General features: G+C 45.0%; 16 protein-coding genes and 2 pseudogenes. 14 read left to right on the top strand and 4 right to left on the bottom strand.

Translation table 11 applies throughout. The features are described from left to right. The 6 genes and pseudogenes from AMS66_RS34005 to AMS66_RS20065 form a co-directional block, all read left to right on the top strand. A pseudogene (locus tag AMS66_RS34005) lies at positions 1 to 410 on the top strand (DNA-binding protein); the annotation flags it as partial. A gap of 183 nt (positions 411 to 593) precedes the next feature. Next, on the top strand, positions 594 to 1,793 hold the full coding sequence (locus tag AMS66_RS20045; protein WP_053782474.1) for a WXG100 family type VII secretion target: 1,200 nt from the start codon (positions 594 to 596) through the stop codon (positions 1,791 to 1,793). Between the two features lie 4 nt (positions 1,794 to 1,797). Next, the gene (locus AMS66_RS20050; protein ID WP_053782475.1) at positions 1,798 to 2,202 is read left to right on the top strand and encodes a hypothetical protein; all 405 of its coding nucleotides are present in this window, start codon (positions 1,798 to 1,800) and stop codon (positions 2,200 to 2,202) included. A 39-nt stretch (positions 2,203 to 2,241) separates the two neighbouring features. Then, complete coding sequence (locus tag AMS66_RS20055; protein WP_053782476.1) at positions 2,242 to 2,583, top strand: DUF3221 domain-containing protein; 342 nt, start codon at positions 2,242 to 2,244, stop codon at positions 2,581 to 2,583. Positions 2,584 to 3,031: 448 nt separating this feature from the next. Next, positions 3,032 to 4,537 carry a malate:quinone oxidoreductase gene (locus AMS66_RS20060; RefSeq protein WP_053782477.1) on the top strand — a complete coding sequence of 502 codons (1,506 nt, stop codon included), beginning with the start codon at positions 3,032 to 3,034 and terminating at the stop codon, positions 4,535 to 4,537. Between the two features lie 402 nt (positions 4,538 to 4,939). Continuing rightward, the gene (locus AMS66_RS20065; protein WP_053782879.1) at positions 4,940 to 7,039 is read left to right on the top strand and encodes a TerD family protein; all 2,100 of its coding nucleotides are present in this window, start codon (positions 4,940 to 4,942) and stop codon (positions 7,037 to 7,039) included. Positions 7,040 to 7,161: 122 nt separating this feature from the next. On the opposite strand, the gene AMS66_RS20070 is transcribed toward AMS66_RS20065, so the two are convergent. After that, complete coding sequence (locus AMS66_RS20070; protein WP_236703539.1) at positions 7,162 to 7,827, bottom strand: glycosyltransferase; 666 nt, start codon at positions 7,825 to 7,827, stop codon at positions 7,162 to 7,164. Between the two features lie 45 nt (positions 7,828 to 7,872). Beyond that, positions 7,873 to 8,610: a glycosyltransferase gene (locus tag AMS66_RS20075; RefSeq protein WP_053782478.1), complete on the bottom strand. Its 738-nt coding sequence runs from the start codon at positions 8,608 to 8,610 to the stop codon at positions 7,873 to 7,875. Positions 8,611 to 9,023: 413 nt separating this feature from the next. Between AMS66_RS20075 and AMS66_RS20080 the strand changes: the two genes are divergently transcribed. Then, complete coding sequence (locus AMS66_RS20080) at positions 9,024 to 9,929, top strand: AraC family transcriptional regulator (protein ID WP_053782479.1); 906 nt, start codon at positions 9,024 to 9,026, stop codon at positions 9,927 to 9,929. Positions 9,930 to 10,105: 176 nt separating this feature from the next. Next, complete coding sequence (locus AMS66_RS20085) at positions 10,106 to 11,071, top strand: SMI1/KNR4 family protein (protein WP_053782480.1); 966 nt, start codon at positions 10,106 to 10,108, stop codon at positions 11,069 to 11,071. A gap of 142 nt (positions 11,072 to 11,213) precedes the next feature. Here AMS66_RS20085 and AMS66_RS20090 read toward each other — a convergent pair whose 3' ends face one another. Next, entirely contained in the window at positions 11,214 to 11,573 is a 360-nt protein-coding gene (locus AMS66_RS20090) for a winged helix-turn-helix transcriptional regulator (RefSeq protein WP_053782481.1), read from the bottom strand. Positions 11,574 to 11,714: 141 nt separating this feature from the next. Here AMS66_RS20090 and AMS66_RS20095 point away from each other — a divergent pair, with 141 nt between their 5' ends. The 6 genes and pseudogenes from AMS66_RS20095 to AMS66_RS20115 all read left to right on the top strand — a co-directional run bounded on the left by AMS66_RS20095 (position 11,715) and on the right by AMS66_RS20115 (position 15,489). Continuing rightward, entirely contained in the window at positions 11,715 to 12,068 is a 354-nt protein-coding gene (locus AMS66_RS20095) for a DoxX family protein (protein ID WP_053782482.1), read from the top strand. Positions 12,069 to 12,128: 60 nt separating this feature from the next. Beyond that, positions 12,129 to 12,596: pseudogene (locus AMS66_RS31900) on the top strand (polysaccharide lyase family protein); the annotation flags it as partial. Positions 12,597 to 12,834: 238 nt separating this feature from the next. Next, positions 12,835 to 13,650, top strand: a complete 816-nt coding sequence (locus AMS66_RS20100; protein WP_053782483.1) for an SDR family NAD(P)-dependent oxidoreductase — start codon at positions 12,835 to 12,837, stop codon at positions 13,648 to 13,650. Positions 13,651 to 13,691: 41 nt separating this feature from the next. Then, positions 13,692 to 14,426, top strand: a complete 735-nt coding sequence (locus AMS66_RS20105; RefSeq protein ID WP_053782484.1) for an SDR family NAD(P)-dependent oxidoreductase — start codon at positions 13,692 to 13,694, stop codon at positions 14,424 to 14,426. 66 nt (positions 14,427 to 14,492) lie between these two features. Beyond that, positions 14,493 to 14,912 (top strand): MarR family winged helix-turn-helix transcriptional regulator, encoded by a 420-nt coding sequence (locus AMS66_RS20110; RefSeq protein ID WP_053782485.1) that lies wholly within the window; start codon positions 14,493 to 14,495, stop codon positions 14,910 to 14,912. Positions 14,913 to 15,117: 205 nt separating this feature from the next. Next, positions 15,118 to 15,489, top strand: coding sequence for a winged helix-turn-helix transcriptional regulator (locus tag AMS66_RS20115; protein WP_053782486.1), 372 nt, complete (start codon positions 15,118 to 15,120; stop codon positions 15,487 to 15,489). Between the two features lie 62 nt (positions 15,490 to 15,551). Here the strand turns inward: AMS66_RS20115 and AMS66_RS20120 are convergent, their stop codons facing one another. Further along, positions 15,552 to 16,622 (bottom strand): SDR family oxidoreductase, encoded by a 1,071-nt coding sequence (locus AMS66_RS20120; RefSeq protein WP_053782487.1) that lies wholly within the window; start codon positions 16,620 to 16,622, stop codon positions 15,552 to 15,554. Positions 16,623 to 16,837: the final 215 nt, after the last annotated feature.

The raw sequence follows: 16,837 nt of genomic DNA on the forward strand, positions 1-16,837 counted from the left end.
AGATTGAAGCGGGGCATGCAGAGCTGTTGGAGGAGTATGTGAATTTTCTGCTAGAGCATCCAGAGGAATGTATAGCAGGTCTGAGAACGATTGTGGAGGCAGCGGTTAGATATCGTTGGCAGATTGATCAAGTTTTACATATGTTTGCGAGTCAGGTTCAGGATGTCGGCAGAGAAATGGATTCTTTAAACAACGGAAATATGTACCATTATTGTTATCACCGGGCTTTATACGAACAATGCATGGGAAGGCAAAAGAAAGCGGTGGAGTTCATTTTGCAGGCACTCAGGTTAGCGGATGAGCTTGAGATGAATCGGTATTTCAAAAAATGCGCGGCACTATTTGAATCGTTGCGGGAAGATGCGACAGCGGAGCAGATTGGGCGGTATCGGGCGTTTTTGGGGAGATAGGGTAATGGGTTTATTTGCTGGTGATAAGTGCTTTGAAATGGGTAAATGCATATAGGACCATAGCACCGATGAGGGGTACAGCTTATGTTTTAAAATGGTCAAATCAGGATGTTAGCCGGATGGTCTGTGTTACAAACTTCTGCTAACATAGGTTAATCATATTTTAAATGAGCGGAGAAACGTATGAGTACAATCAAAGTTACCCCTGAACAACTACATCACGTATCGAATCAGGTGGATCAAGCCAGACAACAGTTGGAGAGTATACGTGGTGATCTGACGAGACAGATCATGTTCATTCAGATGATGTGGATGGGTGCGACGCAGGAGCGGTTTTACTATGAGTTTGAGCAATCACGCCCTATACTGGATAAAGCGCTGGAGAGTATGGTGAATACATCCAAGGAATTGAAGGACATCGCTACGCGCTTCCAGGATGCAGATGCTCAGTTGGTAAGTCTGGGTGGTGCAATTGGAGCTGTCGGTGCCGCAGCTATCATGACCAATTCAGCAGATGATACAAGCTCGGGTGATAAGGGATATCGGATGGCACAAATCAATATGTTTGGAAAGTGGGTGTGGATGCCTGTCAACGAGGAGGGTGTTGCGGATCAGTCTGCTCTTCAGGCGTATGAGAAGGATCATGGACATCTGGATGTTAATCGCATGCAAGGTGAGAAGGTTGAACCACCTGGGGAGGATATATTCACACTACAGATCAAGGCATTTCAGAATGGAATACATCCCTATACAGGAGAAACTGTCTCTGATTCTTATGCTCGAACCATGGTTACCTCTCTAAAATTTGCCCAAGTATTTATGGCGATTCAGATGGTTCGTGGGAGTGTTCCGGGAGGCAAGGGTCCATTTCGCTTACCATCATCTAGTTCAGCTGTGGCGAAAATTAAGAAGAATATGGAGGCTGCTAAAGAGAAGACAGGTAAGGGCCAGGGCATAGGTTCTAATGGAAAGATAGAAGCTAATAAGAAATTCTCTGATATGAATGTAGATGAACAATTAGCTATATCGAAACGATATGCTCAAAATGCTCCAATTGAGATTCCTGAAAGTGCGAATATGAAAGCTAAATCAATGAATGATGGCTATGAACAGATAACCTATAAATGGAGTGACGAGACATATAAGTATGAAGTTAGATGGCACACTAGAACATCTGGTGCCCCTATTGACCAAGGGAACACGTGGGTAATTCAAAGAACAATTCCGGGTAATGGGGGCAACAGGCCACAGTCTTTTTACAAGATTGGAGAAAGCGAGTGGGTTGAGGGATATAAGTGGTATGATGCAATAGCTGCACGAAAAGCAGGTACTGCTACGCCGGAACAAGTCAGGATTTTAGATCAAGGACATTGGAAGGAGTAATACGATGAAAGAAGAACTAGTTAATGATTCCTTTTATATTGGATTTGAAGGGCAACCCGAGATATTAATTCTTTTTGATAACCTTACCGAAAAGAATATTCTAAAAATGTGGAATGGATATTTTGAGACATTATTAGATCTTATGTGTCAGTACGAGCCTTCTAATGAAGGTATCTTACATGAGTATTATGCTCATGAAGGTTGGTATGAAGAAAGTCCATGGGAAATACAGAACCTTGATGCAGCTATTCATTTATTTAAATCTTTTGATATGAGTAAATTAACTGGCGAGCAAATAGAGAATTCAGAGAATATCATCCCTGCTCTACCAGAAGTCGCACAACGGATATCAACGTTTCTAGAAGCAGCCAAATCGAATGGAAGTAATGTCTATATAGTTTACGATTGAATGGTAACCCTTATTGAATTAAATAGGGGGTGCATTGATGTGAAATTGAGCAAGATTTTGCTAATATGTTTCACTCTATGTTTATTGAGCGCCTGTACCATTTCTAATTCAGGTAGTCAAAGAATTCAAGGATCTGTAAAAGAGATTGACCAACATAATGATAGAATCCTTGTAGTAAGTGGTTTGATATCAGATGATCTTGATGAAGATACAAATAAATTAATTAAATCAAACAAATATAGTGAAGTATATTGGGTTAGTGGTGTAAATATCTCCCAATTCGCAATTGGCGACGAGATAGAAATTTTTTATGATAATCTGGAGACATCGTACCCTGGGATACTTACTGCTAAGAAAGTTAATAAGCTTGTAAATGAGTGAGTGAACGAAATAAATAATCGTATAGACCGATTTAATTTCACAAAAATATAAAGATCGTACGTCTATTCAAGTTTACATCCATATAAGGGCAACTTAGAAAAAGAATTTTTTAGTTGATAAGCCCTTAAATTGTGGTCTCATAGTAGCACCATACTCACCTTTCAGAGACAATTCAGGCCACGCAACCAGAATTGTCTCTTTTTATTGAACAAATTAATCTTTCAGCCCTATAACCGGGTTATCTATCTGACATAAACTAGCGTATACTGATGGAATAGCAAATATCTTCAAATTGCATATTTAAATTGACCCATATTATTGATACACTAGATCAAGGTTATATTCATTCAGAGAAGGGGCGGGCCTGTTCAAGAATGGGGCTTGCTGCAATGCCAAATCGATAACGCTTACATCCTTTTGGCAAATATAGGATATAAGGACGGTAGACATGAGCCAGGGACAAACGAGTACAGATGTTATCTTGATTGGTGCCGGAATTATGAGTGCAACTTTGGGAACTTTGCTTAAACAATTGGCACCAGACTGGAATATTAAGGTTTTTGAGAAGCTCGCCAGTGCGGGGGAGGAAAGCTCCAACGAATGGAATAATGCCGGAACCGGGCATTCTGCATTGTGCGAACTTAACTATACCGTTGAACGACCAGACGGATCCGTAGATATTAGCAAAGCCATTACGGTGAATGAGCATTTTCAAATCTCAAGGCAATTTTGGTCCTATCTCGTCAAAAGCAATCTGATTCGTAATCCGCGGGACTTCATTATGCCGCTTCCTCATTTGAGTTATGTACATGGAGAGCAGAATGTCCTGTTTCTAAAAAGACGCTTTGAAGCGTTAGCAAAACATCCGTTATTCGTGGGTATGGAATTCTCGGATAATAAGAAAAAACTGGCGGAATGGATTCCACTAATGATGAAAAACCGCACAGGCAATGAACCGATTGCAGCCACCAAAATTGACTCCGGTACGGATGTTAACTTTGGTGCTTTAACGCGTATGCTAATGGAACACTTGAAGAAACAAAACGTGGATATCCACTACCAACATAGCGTGAAGAATATGAAACGCACAAGCAATGGATCTTGGGAATTATCCGTGAAAAATCTGAAGAGCGGAACCGTCGAACGGCACACCGCGCAATTCGTCTTTATCGGGGCGGGTGGCGGAAGCTTGCACTTGCTGCAAAAATCCGGCATTCCGGAAGGAAAACATATTGGTGGCTTCCCGGTGAGCGGCATCTTCATGGTGTGCAAAAATCCGAAAGTGGTGGAGCAGCACCATGCCAAAGTATATGGAAAAGCTTCGGTGGGTGCTCCGCCGATGTCTGTTCCGCATCTGGATACCCGATTTATCGAGAACCAGAAATCGCTGTTATTTGGACCATTTGCCGGATTCTCGCCAAAATTCTTAAAGACGGGCTCCAATGCCGACCTGATTACGTCGGTGAAGCTGCATAATCTGCTTACGATGCTCGCGGCAGGTGTCAAAGAAATTTCACTAACGAAATATCTGATCCAACAGCTGATGTTATCCAAGGAACAACGCATGGCCGAATTGCGTGACTTTGTTCCGGGCGCCAAGAGCGAGGATTGGGACATGGTGCTGGCAGGCCAGCGTGTGCAGGTGATTAAGGATACGGCTCAAGGCGGCAAAGGAACGCTTCAATTCGGCACGGAGGTAGTCACTGCGGCGGATGGCTCGATTGCCGCTTTGCTCGGTGCTTCACCGGGTGCTTCGACTGCTGTTCACGTGATGCTGGAGATCCTCCAGAAGTGCTTCCCACAGCATATGGATGCATGGGAACCAAAGATCAAGGAAATGGTTCCTTCCTATGGCGAATCACTGGTTGACAATCTTAGTCTACTGAACCAGGTACATGCTTCAACCGCTCGGGTGCTTGGGCTGACGGCTGAGAAATCAGTCGTTCGGATGTAACGAACTGTATGCAACCTGTTTACCATGCGTGTGATAAAGAGCTAAGCCGGCTAAAAACCGTGCTTAGCTCTTTTTTTATGTACTATCAGTTGTATGCCGTTCTTCAGTACTACTCGACGCAAGTTAGAGAATCCCCCCTTAATTTAACCAGTCGTAATACTTTCGCCCTGTTGGGAGATCGTGGAATCTGAGATGATGGGTTCATCAAAGGTTCGGGTCACAAGCTTCGGACCTTTGGCCTTCAGGCTATGGCGATCCTTCCTTCTAACTTCATTGGCGAACTTAGGGTCGCCGCTTTCCTGAAGATCTCAATTCAGAGAGGAGGCGTCCAGGCTATCATATTCCTTCCTTCTACAGCAGACCACCAATTGTAGGGATATGGCTTTCCTGGACTCTTTTATCATGAACAATACAATCTATTTGCGCAGAGCGAACAAACTCATGATCGAGCAAGAACAAGGGGAGAATCAGCTGCCGAAGGTTTATTTGGCGACTGCCCTTAAAAATATAGAAACGCTTGGATACACATTCTCGGATGATTTGATGCAAGCCGTGCGAACATTATCAAAGGAACAGTTTGGGGCATTGGTTGCTCAGGTTGTGGCTGATCTGAGAATCATGGTCGGCGCGCATGTGGACTACAAACCGATGTACCCTGGATTTCCAACGCAGGTGATGGAGGAAGATGAGGTGGAGCTTTACTTGAACGCCATCCTTCATTATCTGACCTTGGTATATCCGAATCATGAATCCGTCGAAAGAGTACCTTTGCTGGACAAAGTAAACCTGAAAGTCATTGGCCTCGGAAATAAGGCCGAATTTCAGACGCTCATCCGCCAACTGATTGAAGCGAAGGGCTCCATCTCGGAGACAGACAAAGCAGATATCGATACGGTGCTGGAGCATGCGGAACCGGATGAAGTAGATGCGCTGTTGCCAGCCGAGATTCCTTTTAAGGAAAATGTGGGGTTCGTAGTAGCTTCCTTATTAAAGTATGAAAAGGCCAATATCGACCGAATCGGGCCGTATTTCAGAACGGCAACGGATGTCCTTCGTCTCGCTGTGGCCTGGTCGGATGGCGATGTCAGTCTGGCTCTAGCTTCGCCTTTCCGTAAATTCAAGCGGCGTGAGAGACGCCTGTTGCTCGGGTTGCTGGAGCAATGCGGTTCAATTACGGAAGATATGCTCCGTTACAAGGATCGCTGGATTCGTCTGGGCGAAATTCTGCATCCATCTGAATATAAGCTTCGTTACCCACGATGCGAGGAAGCTTTTGATATCTTGCGTAATAACAAGTCGTTTACGACCTTTAACGGAAGTGTGGAGCTGTCCTTCCAATACCATAATGTGTGGAGTTTGATTGAGCTGTTGAAGCAGCGCCCTGGTGAATTTGCGAGAAGATTGGATCACCTGTTGCGTTCTACCACGGATAAGGAATATGTATTGCTGGCGTTCGGAGAAATTCTGGAGCACGTATCGACCCCGGTATTGTTGCAGGTGAAGCAGCATTTTGCCCGGCGTAATGAGCCGCAGGATTTGCGTGTATTTTTCCCGAAAGGCAATGTAGCGAAGGCTTACGCCATTCCGAATCAGCTTCCGAAGATAGACGATGGCACTTGTCTTGACGTTGTGCAGATGTGTGAACAGGCGCTGTTGAAGCGCTTTGCAGCCCTTCCTTCGCTTGGGAAGACGTATGTCGATCCACAGCTCCATGATTACCTGATTCCCTTTTCCCAAAGATCGGCGAGCAAGGCCCTTCATACGATTGTTCGAGGAAGCCGAGTACCGATGGCAGAAGGAGACACAATTCGTTTCTTCAACTGGTGGAAGGAAGGCACAGTGAATGGTCAAGCAACGGGGCGCGTGGATATCGATCTATCTGCGGTGATGTACGATGAGAACTGGAACTATGTGGAGCATATTTCCTATACGAATCTGCGTTCATCCAACTACAAGGCCGTTCACAGCGGGGATATCGTGACAGCGCCTCATGGAGCAAGTGAGTTTATTGACCTGCATATTCCGTCAATTGTTGCTTATGGCGGACGTTATGTGGTGGCGAGTCTGCTTTCCTTTACGAGTCATCCATATTGCGATTTGACGGAATGCTTTGTAGGCTGGATGATGCGGAAGAAGCCAGGTTCTGGCGAGATCTTCGAGCCGTCCACGGTGGCGAACAAGATTGATATCACGGCAGATACGCAGATCGCGATTCCCGTCATTATGGATTTGGTAGAGCGTACGGTCATTTGGACGGATCTGGCACTGACTAGACACCCGGAATATTACAATAATGTTGAGGGCAATCAAAAAGGGATGGTCCTCATGGGCAAAGCCCTGACCACGTTGCGTAAACCGGACCTCTACGACTTGTTCACGCTTCATGCCAAGGCCCGAGGTGAACGGGTGGACACGATGGATCAGGCCGATACGATTTATTCGGTGGAGCAAGGTATTACCCCATTCGATATTGAGCAGATCATGGCGGAATATCTGGCTTGAGTGAAATAGAAATCTTTTTTTGAAGTGTTAAAGGAGAGCAGCACTTGAGCTGCTCTTTTTTTTGCAATTTCAAAACATATTTTATTCGCAGAGATCAGGAAGCTGTTACCGGGTACAGAAAGCTAGTGTCCACATACAAATTTCTTTGGATTTTTCACTTTCAGCACTTTGACATTTCTCGTTAAAAGATATTTATCACCCACGATCCAAGTATGATCTTTGGAGTTTCTCCTGCGAATCGCAAGGAAATTGGATGGACTTCCTGCATAGATCGAATAGCCCTTTGCCAAGCTATCAGAACAAAACGTTACGCATTCTCCTCGGTTTTTATCACGAAAACCAACTTCGATGACCACATGCCGTTTGACGAGAAGAGTTGCGCCCTGGATCAGGGGAACATATTGATTCGCCTTGGTAGGGTAACGAAGCAGAAGGAGTTTTTTGCTGCTCAAATACATATAGTGGGCTCGTTTGCCTACAATATCTGCATTGGTTCTGACTAGGGTTTGTACGCTATCGGTTAAATAGCCCGGCGCATAATAATCATCGTCATCGAATTTGGCAATGAGGTCATATCTAGCCAGTGCGGCCCCGTGATTGAGGCAATGGCCGAGCGATAGATTTTCCGGTAACGTGTATATCCTTACGTTCTTATATGGTTTTGCAGCATTAATATACTGGCTTACCTCCAGCCTGTCATTGTTTAATATGACAATAAGTTCTTTAACTCTGACGGCTGTAGTTATAAAAAAGGTTGTCCATGCATTGTCGCCGTTTAGTGCACACAATGATAGAGATGGCTTTTTGACTATGTGAACGGACCGGAGTGTCCATTAGGATAACCCCTTAGGTTTTTTCTGCACAAATTTCTTGTAATGCTTACCCGTTCGAATTTTTTTGCTTTGCGAGATTAGCTCTTTATCACTGATGATCCATGTATGATCGGATGAGTTTTTCCTGCGTATAGCAACAAAATTATGTCTACCTGCTGAATATACCTTGTAGCCTTTTCGTTTGCTTCTAATGCAAAAGAGATCATCTTCACCGGCATTTCGATTCGGAAACTTGACATTCCGGAGTACATTCCGTTTAAAGACAAGCGTTGCACCAGGGAGCAGGGTTACGGGTCGATTTTCATCATGTGGAAAACGAAGAATTAGATCCTTGGATCCACGTAAATACAGATAATGTGACCGCTTGCCAATGACATCGGCATTGGTTCTTTGAAAGGTCTGCACGCTTTCCGCCAAATAGTAGGGAGCGTAATAATCATCATCATCAAACTTGGCAATATAGTTGTATTTCGTTTTCTTGATAGCGTAATTTAGACAAGCACCGAGGGAGGTACGTTCCGGAAGACGATAAACGTGTACGTTTGGAAGTTTTTTGGCTAAGCTTAGATAAGGAGTAAGGGGGATGTTATCGTTGTTAACAATAATGATAAGTTCTTTCTTGGAATGGTTCTGTCGGCTGTAGTTATTAAACAGGTTTCTTATATAGCTTTGGCGTTTCGTGCAGGCAATAATAGAAACTCCATGCTTTTTGATAGCGCTTTTTGGCTTGGCTCCCATTTCGATCGCTCCCCTTGTCCGTTATGATCAAAACTATCTCTCTTTAAAATATGTAAACGGCAAATAAGAGGAACGGCATATCTGCAAAATGGAGAATACGCACAATAACTTGTCAAATTACCCGTCTGCTCCATTGTCTTGTGTGATTTACAATTGTGTAAATGGTGCGGTGAACTTGGCATTTGCCTATAGCTGGATGCTGGTACTATAACGACGCATCTAAACGGGCATTGGAGAGTGCGGGAATGGTAACGAAGACCAGACTTCTGCATGTTGAAGTAAATCAAACGAAACCTTTTAAATGAACAAGTGGAATTTTTGCAAGAGAGGAGCTGCCTGCAGAATGGTGCAGGAAATGTCGGATGCGAAGGGGATGGCTTTGCTATCCTGGAAGTAACGGGGGAGGGAATGACATGGATACGCTGGCGCGATTGAACGAAGCCTTGAGTTATATTGAGGAGAATCTGACGGACACCGTAGATATGAAAGAGCTTGCACGGATCGCCTGCTGCTCGGAGTACCATTTTACGCGCATGTTTTCCTTTCTTAGCGGCATTACGTTGTCGGAATATATTCGACGTCGGCGCTTGACGCTGGCGGCACTGGAGCTAAGCCGGAATGACAGCAAAGTTATTGATGTTGCACTGAAATACGGGTATGCCTCGCCGGATGCCTTCGCCAGGGCTTTTCAAAGCATGCATGGGGTTACGCCCTCCGAAGCGCGGAGTCATGGTCCATCGCTCAAAGCCTTCCCACGGATGACATTTCAATTGACCATTCAAGGAGGAAGCGAAATGAATTACCGCATTGAAGACAAAGAGGCCTTTCGGATTGTAGGTATTAGCAAAAGGGTGCCGATCGTGTTCCACGGGGTGAATCCGGACATTGCTGCGATGTATCAGCGTCTTACACCGGAATGGATCGAGACGATTAAGGGGTTGTCGGACGTTCAGCCGCTTGGGTTAATCAGTGCTTCAGCCCATTTCAGCGAGGGTCGGATGGAGGAGAAGGGGGAGCTGGATCATTACATTGGTGCAGCCACGACAAAAGCGGCACCTGAGGGCCTGGTGAAGCTGGAGGTGCCGGCCTCGACATGGGCGGTATTTACCGCTGTTGGTCCTTTTCCTAGCACGCTTCAGGAGGTGTGGGGGCGAATCTATGCGGAATGGTTCCCCTCCTCGGATTACGAACTGAGCGAGGGGCCGGAAATCCTGTGGAACGAACACAAGGATGTGACTTTGCCGCAGTACAGAAGCGAGATATGGATACCGATTCGGAAACGGGACTGCGCTGATCGCAAGATTGCTGAAAACCACTAATGTAATTGATAAATAAAAGTGATTCAAACAACCTTTGCTGACACTAAAGTTCGGCAAAGGTTGCTTTGTTCTGTGGTTCTTAGACTATGGACATTTGATATCGATCGCCTTTTGTGGAGTGGGCAGTACCTAAATGATATAATTTCTACAACGAATAAGAGAGGGAGGCAAGATCAATGAATGATGAACGCTTGGAACGGCTAGAGGCTTGGCATGAACAGGATGAATTTGAAGAGATTGTGGATGCGATTACAGAGGTTCCGGAAGAGGAGCGGGATTATATTCTGGTCAACCATCTGGGCAGAGCGCTGAGTAATATGGAGCGTTACCAGGAGGCGGTGGAGCAATTCCTGTCGGTTGAAGCAGAGGGACAGAATGATCCGCTTTGGCATTACCGCATTGGTCTGGCGTATTATTATTTGGAGCAATATGAGAACGCGCGTGAAGCCTTTGAAGCAGCGGACCGATTGGAGCCGGGAGATGAGGATACACAGGAGTTCCTGGAATGGATTCGGAATAAAACAGCAGACGAGCTCACAGAAGAAGTGATAGAGGAGCCTGTGGATACAGTCCACTCGGTGACTGAAACTATCATCGAAGCTGCTCCTGGTATCCATCCGGAATCGACGAGCTTTTGGAATGACAGTCCAGCATACGTCGATCAATATGTATTGTCCCCGCCTACCGATGAGCAAATTGAAGCAGTGGAGGAGCAATTGGTGTTCAAGCTGCCGACATTCTATATGAATATGATGAAACTACATAATGGTGGTGTTCCCCACTATCGTCATTTTGCGGTTAGTCAGGCGGAGAGTAATGAGAAGATCCATATTGAAATTCTGAATATCCTGGGTATTGGACGGGAGAAGACACATTCATTGTGTGGAGAAGCTGGCAGCCGAGTGATTATTGAGCAGGGGGGTTACCCCGAGATTGGTGTCGTTCTGTCTGAGTGCCCTTCCGATTCGGAGGTCGTGATGCTGGATTATCGTGAATCCGGCAATGCTGGTGAGCCCGAGGTTGTTCATGTGAATAAAGCAGAAGGCTACAAAATCACTTGGCTTGCGCCCAATGTTGAGACCTTTATTCAAGGCCTGGTGAATGAGGAAAATCAACCTGCAAACCTTGAGGGTTCACTGTAAAGAAGGTTAAATCTTCCTGTTATATAAAATATTGAAGAGCTGCATCCGTCACTAAGGGTGCAGCTTTTTTAGTTAAAAACTTCTCATTCCATGCGGGAGAAGAAGCATGGAATGTTGATGGTGAGATTACCGTGTGTTTTGTTTAGCTGCGTTCAGGCGACTCTGTCGTCGGATCTTCCCCATAAAGCTCGTTCAAATGCTCGATGTGGCCCTCGCCCCAGTCATTCATGGCCTGTAATAAAGGGGTCATTCGTTGACCGTACTCCGTGATGGAGTACTCGACTTTGGGAGGAATCTGCTGATAGATCTCACGATGGACGATGTCGTGATACTCCAATTCCCTTAATTGTTGGGTGAGCATTTTCTTGGTAATGTCAGGGATGGCCCTCTGAAGTTCACTAAATCTCATGGTACCATTAGCGAAAAGCCGAAGTAAAATCACCGGTTTCCATTTCCCAACAAGGATGTCCAACGCCGTTTCAAACTTGCAGTAAGTACTCATATGAAGTCCTCACTCCTTAATTTATCTAAGGTTTCTTTTTGTATACTATGTTTAGTTTAAGTGCCTACTTCCAAATAGTTACCCCATAAAATATTATATGCCTATGTGTTGATCATATACAAGAAGAGGGGCATGCGGGTTATGAATATGGCGTTATGGATTGTTCAAGGCATATTGGGAGTAGGGTTTATTTTCTCGGGATGGATGAAGGCGTTCCAGTATGAAAAGGCAAAGAAATCGTGGCCTTGGGCAAACGAAGTTTCTAGAGGGTTGGTATTTTTTATCGGTATCATGGAACTGGTTGGGGTCATTGGACTTATTGTACCTCAAGCAACGAATATCGCCCCTGGATTAACGCCACTGGCAGCGATTGGTCTCGCGATTGTTGTGCTGTTAGGAGCCATATTCCACATTGCTCGTAAGGAGTATAAGCAAATTGGCGTGAATATCGTTTTCCTGGTATTAGCTGTGTTCGTAGCGATAGGCCGCATCTAAGTTTCAGGATCACGAGAGGGATGCTGAACAGATTTTTTTGATAAGGGAAGTAGAGGCGAGTTCCTGAACGGCCAGACGATTCCGATCCGACATCCTTCCGATAGCCGTAATCCAAGCTGGGGCCCTGTCAGTTATGCCACCGGCAGTGCAACCAACAAGTTCCCAGCGATTCAGTTCCGTGGACAAAACTCGCCCACAACTGTTACCTTTAGCCTGAACTCTTCCCAAGCGGCATCTTCGCATGTACTTAACATCGGTATTACGGCAGCATACAACAATGGAAGACCCAGCGTAACGATTAACGGTCATACGTTAACCAATCCGGCAGCTTCCTCCCAACCGAACTCTCGTAGCTTTACGATTGGAACCTATCGGGGCAACAATACAACCTTTTCCTGGAATATACCAGCATCCTATTTCGTTAATGGGTCCAACACGGTGACCATTACGCCAATCAGCGGCTCCAGCGACTTGGGCAATTGGTTAAGTGCCGGGTGGGTGTATGACTGTGTTGAATTGTTGAATTAAGAATGGATCAATTACAGGTCCGAATTAAGCCAACCGGATAAGGTCATCCTTATCCGGTTTTTCCATTTGGAACATTCACTTGCTTCGCTAAAGGCATCCAAAATAAGGATACAGGGCCATATGCATTGCAGAAAGACAATTCCTCTGCTATTATTTAGACATCTAATATTTAGTCATCTAAATAATAGAATGGTTATTTATTTATTTTCGGTTTCTTTATGAAAGGAGCTTGAGAACCATGTTGAGAATGAAAGACAAAGTAGCCCTTGTAACTGGAGGCGCTTCTGGAATAGGATTGTCCGCAGCCCAATTGATGGCGAAAGAAGGAGCTCAAGTCGTTATTGCTGATTTCAATGTTGATGGGGCAAAGGAAGCAGCAACGAATATTCAGGCTCAAGGCGGAAATGCAGTGGCCGTTTTTCTTGATGCCGGAGATGAAGCTTCGATTAAGGAAGCTGTGGAATTTACGGTGCAACAATATGGTAAACTCACGTGCCTGTTCAACAATGTTGGTCTGACCAATCTGAAGAAGGATCTGGATGTGGTCAACGTAGATCTGGATGAATGGGATAGGCTTATGAACGTCAATTTAAAAAGCGTATTGCTTGGCTGTAGATTCGCTATCCCACATATGATTCAAGCAGGTGAAGGCTCTATCATAAATACAGCCTCCATGGCTGGTTTTACGGGAGATGCGGTTCGGGTTGCCTATGGTGCTTCAAAAGCAGGCGTTGTGAATCTGACAAGGTATATTGCCACTCAATATGGCAAACATAACATTCGTTGCAATGCTGTCGCACCCGGCTTGATCTTGACCCCGGCAGCCCAGAATAATATGCCCCCAGATGTATTGAATATGTTCGCAAAATATAACGCGCTGCCTTATCACGGGGAGCCCAATGATATTGGATACACCGTCTTGTTCCTGGCTTCAGATGAGTCCAAATTCATTACCGGACAGACTATTCAGGTTGAGGGCGGCCATTATATTGCCAATCCAACCGTTCCGGATTTTGAACAGTTTATGAACATGCACAATACACTTAACAACTAAAGTAGAGCCGTCCAAATAAAATATAGTTAGGAGATTTTCAAATGGGGAAATTAGATAATAAAGTAGCTATTATTACTGGTGGAGCTTCAGGAATTGGTGAAGGCATGGTTGATCTTTTTGCAAAGGAAGGCGCCATCGTTATTGCCGCAGACATTAATGAGGAAGCACTGGAGAAAGCAGGTCAAAAAGCAAATGTACACGGAATGAAGTTGAACGTCTCATCAGATGAAGATTGGCAGGCATTGGCGAAGGCAGTCAACGACCGTTTTGGCAAAATTGACATTCTGGTCAACAATGCGGGCATTTCTTCAGAGAAGCCGTTTGAGGAAATCGATGCGCAGGATTGGCAGAAAATGCTCTCCATCAATGGTTTTGGTCCATTTGCTGGCATGAAACATGTCGCGCCTTATATGGCAGCGCAGAAGAAAGGTTCCATCGTTAATATTTCTTCATACACTGCTTTGATTGGACAAGGCTTTAACCACTACTCGGCATCCAAAGGCGCGGTACGCGCATTATCCAAAGCGGCGGCGACAACCTTTGGTCGTCAAGGTGTTCGGGTGAATGCTCTTTTCCCTGGGATTATCGAAACACCAATGACTCAATCCCTGAACACATCGAAGGAACTGCTAGACCGACTAATTCAGGCAACGCCTTTGCAACGTCTGGGTCAGGCTATCGATATTGCCAACGCCGCGTTGTTCCTGGCTTCGGATGATTCTTCGTACATTACAGGATCTGAGCTGGTTATCGATGGTGGATACTCAGCCCAATAGCGTGTAAAATGATGACAGCCCTTAAGTTGAATGAGGGCTGTTGTTTATTTTTACGAGGAGGATCACATGGAAGAACAGAACATTTTTGAGCTCATACACAACATGGACAACTTTACCAATAAATTGATTATACAGTGGAACAAATCGTTTAATGAGGACCTCGGCGTCTCTCATGTGCTTGTACTCAGTCATCTCAATCAAAATGGAAAAAGCCGACCTTCGGATATTGCAAAACTATTGGGGCTAACCCCGCCTACGCTCAGTTATTTAGCTGATAAGCTGGTTGCCAAGAAATTAGCCGTCAGGATGGTAGATGAAGCTGACCGCCGCATTATATATTTGAACATTACCGACAAAGGGGCCGAAGTCCTTGAAAGAGCAATATTGGAGGGGCAGAAGCTGCGTAAGAATTTATTCCAGAAACTGACCGAAGAGGATCGAGCACAATTAGTAAATATTTTTGAGAAGATGAATCGGGAAGATTGAACAATAGCCTGAGCCTTTGAGATAAAGGAACCAGGCTATTTTTTTGTATCGCTAATACCTATCCATGCAGAATTTTAGTTATGATATAAGGGTAAGGCAACTTTGCCAAGCACTTCAAATCAATAATGATCCAGCGTATCGCTGGTGTACAAGAGAATAATCTGTTCAGGATACACTGAATTTTGGAAGGGAGATAGAAGGTGATATGGAGGAACCAATTAAAATATATAACACTGCTGTTGAGGCTCTTCTTGAAGTGATTGGCGGCAAGTGGAAGCCAGTTATCTTGTTCCATCTTACCTTTGGCAAGAAACGTAATGGCGAACTGATGAGGCTGCTACCTAACATTACACAGAAAGTGTTGACCCAACAACTTGGTGAACTGTCGGAGGCGGGGATCATTGCCCGCATTTCCCATCACCAGGTCCCGCCGAAGGTGGAGTATGAGTTAACGGAGTATGGGTGGAGTCTTAAAGAGATTCTTCATCTGATGTGTAGATGGGGAGATGTACACGTGGAAAAGGTTTATGGAGATCGAGGGAAAATTCTATTCAAACCGCCAACCTCTGAATGTTGACGTACATATGCAAAGCCGATCCTTGAAAATCAGGAATCGGCTTATTGTACGTTTTATTTGTTTCACGGGATGATCTTGCGCTCACGTAGATTTTCAAAAATATCCATAAACATGTTCTCTGTATCAACGAAATCGTGAAATCCGAAGCGGCGGGCTTTGGATCCATCTGCGAAGAAATCATAATCCCAAGAGAAGACAAAATCACCAAATGGCCAGGAAGAGACATCATCATAGGAGGTATTCATTAATCCATATTTTTCAATCATGGAATTCCAAAGCATTTCTTTATCTGCCATAACGGTTGCAAGCGAGAGAGGCAGTGGAGGAGCCGCTTCCAGTTCGAAAAACGCAGCGATTTTGGGCCAAAGTTCGTTCCAGCGAAACAAATCGCCGTTGGTGATATTAAACGCCTGATTGGCACAGCGCGGATCGGTTGCCGCCCACACAGTCGCACGAGCGAGCAGTGACGCATCGGTCATTTCAAGTAGGGAATGGTAGGCTCCGGGTTTTCCGGGAAAGCGAAGTGGCAAGCCAAGTTCCTTAGAGATGGACGCATACACGCCAATAACCATGGCGAGGTTCATTGGATTACCTAGAGCAAATCCACATACAACAGATGGGCGCAGGGCTGACCAGCTCCAACTGCTTCCAGATTGCCGCTCCTCAAGAAACTGCTGCTGATCGATATTGAATTCAGGGGGCATATGATTCGCATCCGTTTCTCTTGCAGGTGTTTTAAATGGGCCCAGATGGGCACCGTACACCTTATAACCTTGCATTAGACTGATATGTTGGAGATTGAGGGCGATCGGTTCAATGGTATTCACCACATTGACGAGCATCGCAAGATTGGGCTGCACCAACTCAGCCCAGGTTGGGCGATCCTGATAAGCAGCGTAAAAAATATGAGTAACAGTTGTTAAATGACACAGTTTGGCCTGAGTATCCGCTTCGTTTAGCAAATCGGCCGAGATATAACGTAACCTAGGGGCATCCTCCCCTCCACGACGCGATACACCAATAATATTCCATTCCGGAAGTGTCATCAGATAATCAATCAGATTTCTTCCAATGACGCCTCCAGCACCGATAACAAGTGCAGTGTAACTGGTAATAGATTGATTGGGTTTCAATGGGCATGCTCCTCTCTTCTTCTGAACATAATTGTGGATCAGAAAGAGAAAGATGAGAAGTACGCACCTCAAAGTGACGTACGCACTTGAGAGTAATATATGGACCTGGAGCAGGTTGTGCAGGCTCTTTCGTCAGACTAGCAATTCAATGTCCGCTATTCCTGGATCGCAGGAACAATTCCTTATTTTAAATATGTATAATGAATTCTTCATAT

The sequence above is a fragment of the Paenibacillus xylanivorans genome (assembly GCF_001280595.1).
Taxonomy (GTDB): Bacteria; Bacillota; Bacilli; order Paenibacillales; family Paenibacillaceae; genus Paenibacillus; species Paenibacillus xylanivorans.

What these genes read in the sequence shown, in the direction of transcription:
- AMS66_RS20045 (WP_053782474.1), top strand. Translation starts at nt 594, where the DNA reads ATGAGTACAATCAAAGTTACCCCTGAACAACTACATCACGTATCGAAT.
- AMS66_RS20050 (WP_053782475.1), top strand. Translation starts at nt 1,798, where the DNA reads ATGAAAGAAGAACTAGTTAATGATTCCTTTTATATTGGATTTGAAGGG.
- AMS66_RS20060 (WP_053782477.1), top strand. Translation starts at nt 3,032, where the DNA reads ATGAGCCAGGGACAAACGAGTACAGATGTTATCTTGATTGGTGCCGGA.
- AMS66_RS20065 (WP_053782879.1), top strand. Translation starts at nt 4,940, where the DNA reads ATGAACAATACAATCTATTTGCGCAGAGCGAACAAACTCATGATCGAG.
- AMS66_RS20075 (WP_053782478.1), bottom strand. Translation starts at nt 8,610, where the DNA reads ATGGGAGCCAAGCCAAAAAGCGCTATCAAAAAGCATGGAGTTTCTATT.
- AMS66_RS20080 (WP_053782479.1), top strand. Translation starts at nt 9,024, where the DNA reads ATGGATACGCTGGCGCGATTGAACGAAGCCTTGAGTTATATTGAGGAG.
- AMS66_RS20085 (WP_053782480.1), top strand. Translation starts at nt 10,106, where the DNA reads ATGAATGATGAACGCTTGGAACGGCTAGAGGCTTGGCATGAACAGGAT.
- AMS66_RS20090 (WP_053782481.1), bottom strand. Translation starts at nt 11,573, where the DNA reads ATGAGTACTTACTGCAAGTTTGAAACGGCGTTGGACATCCTTGTTGGG.
- AMS66_RS20095 (WP_053782482.1), top strand. Translation starts at nt 11,715, where the DNA reads ATGAATATGGCGTTATGGATTGTTCAAGGCATATTGGGAGTAGGGTTT.
- AMS66_RS20100 (WP_053782483.1), top strand. Translation starts at nt 12,835, where the DNA reads ATGTTGAGAATGAAAGACAAAGTAGCCCTTGTAACTGGAGGCGCTTCT.
- AMS66_RS20105 (WP_053782484.1), top strand. Translation starts at nt 13,692, where the DNA reads ATGGGGAAATTAGATAATAAAGTAGCTATTATTACTGGTGGAGCTTCA.
- AMS66_RS20110 (WP_053782485.1), top strand. Translation starts at nt 14,493, where the DNA reads ATGGAAGAACAGAACATTTTTGAGCTCATACACAACATGGACAACTTT.
- AMS66_RS20115 (WP_053782486.1), top strand. Translation starts at nt 15,118, where the DNA reads ATGGAGGAACCAATTAAAATATATAACACTGCTGTTGAGGCTCTTCTT.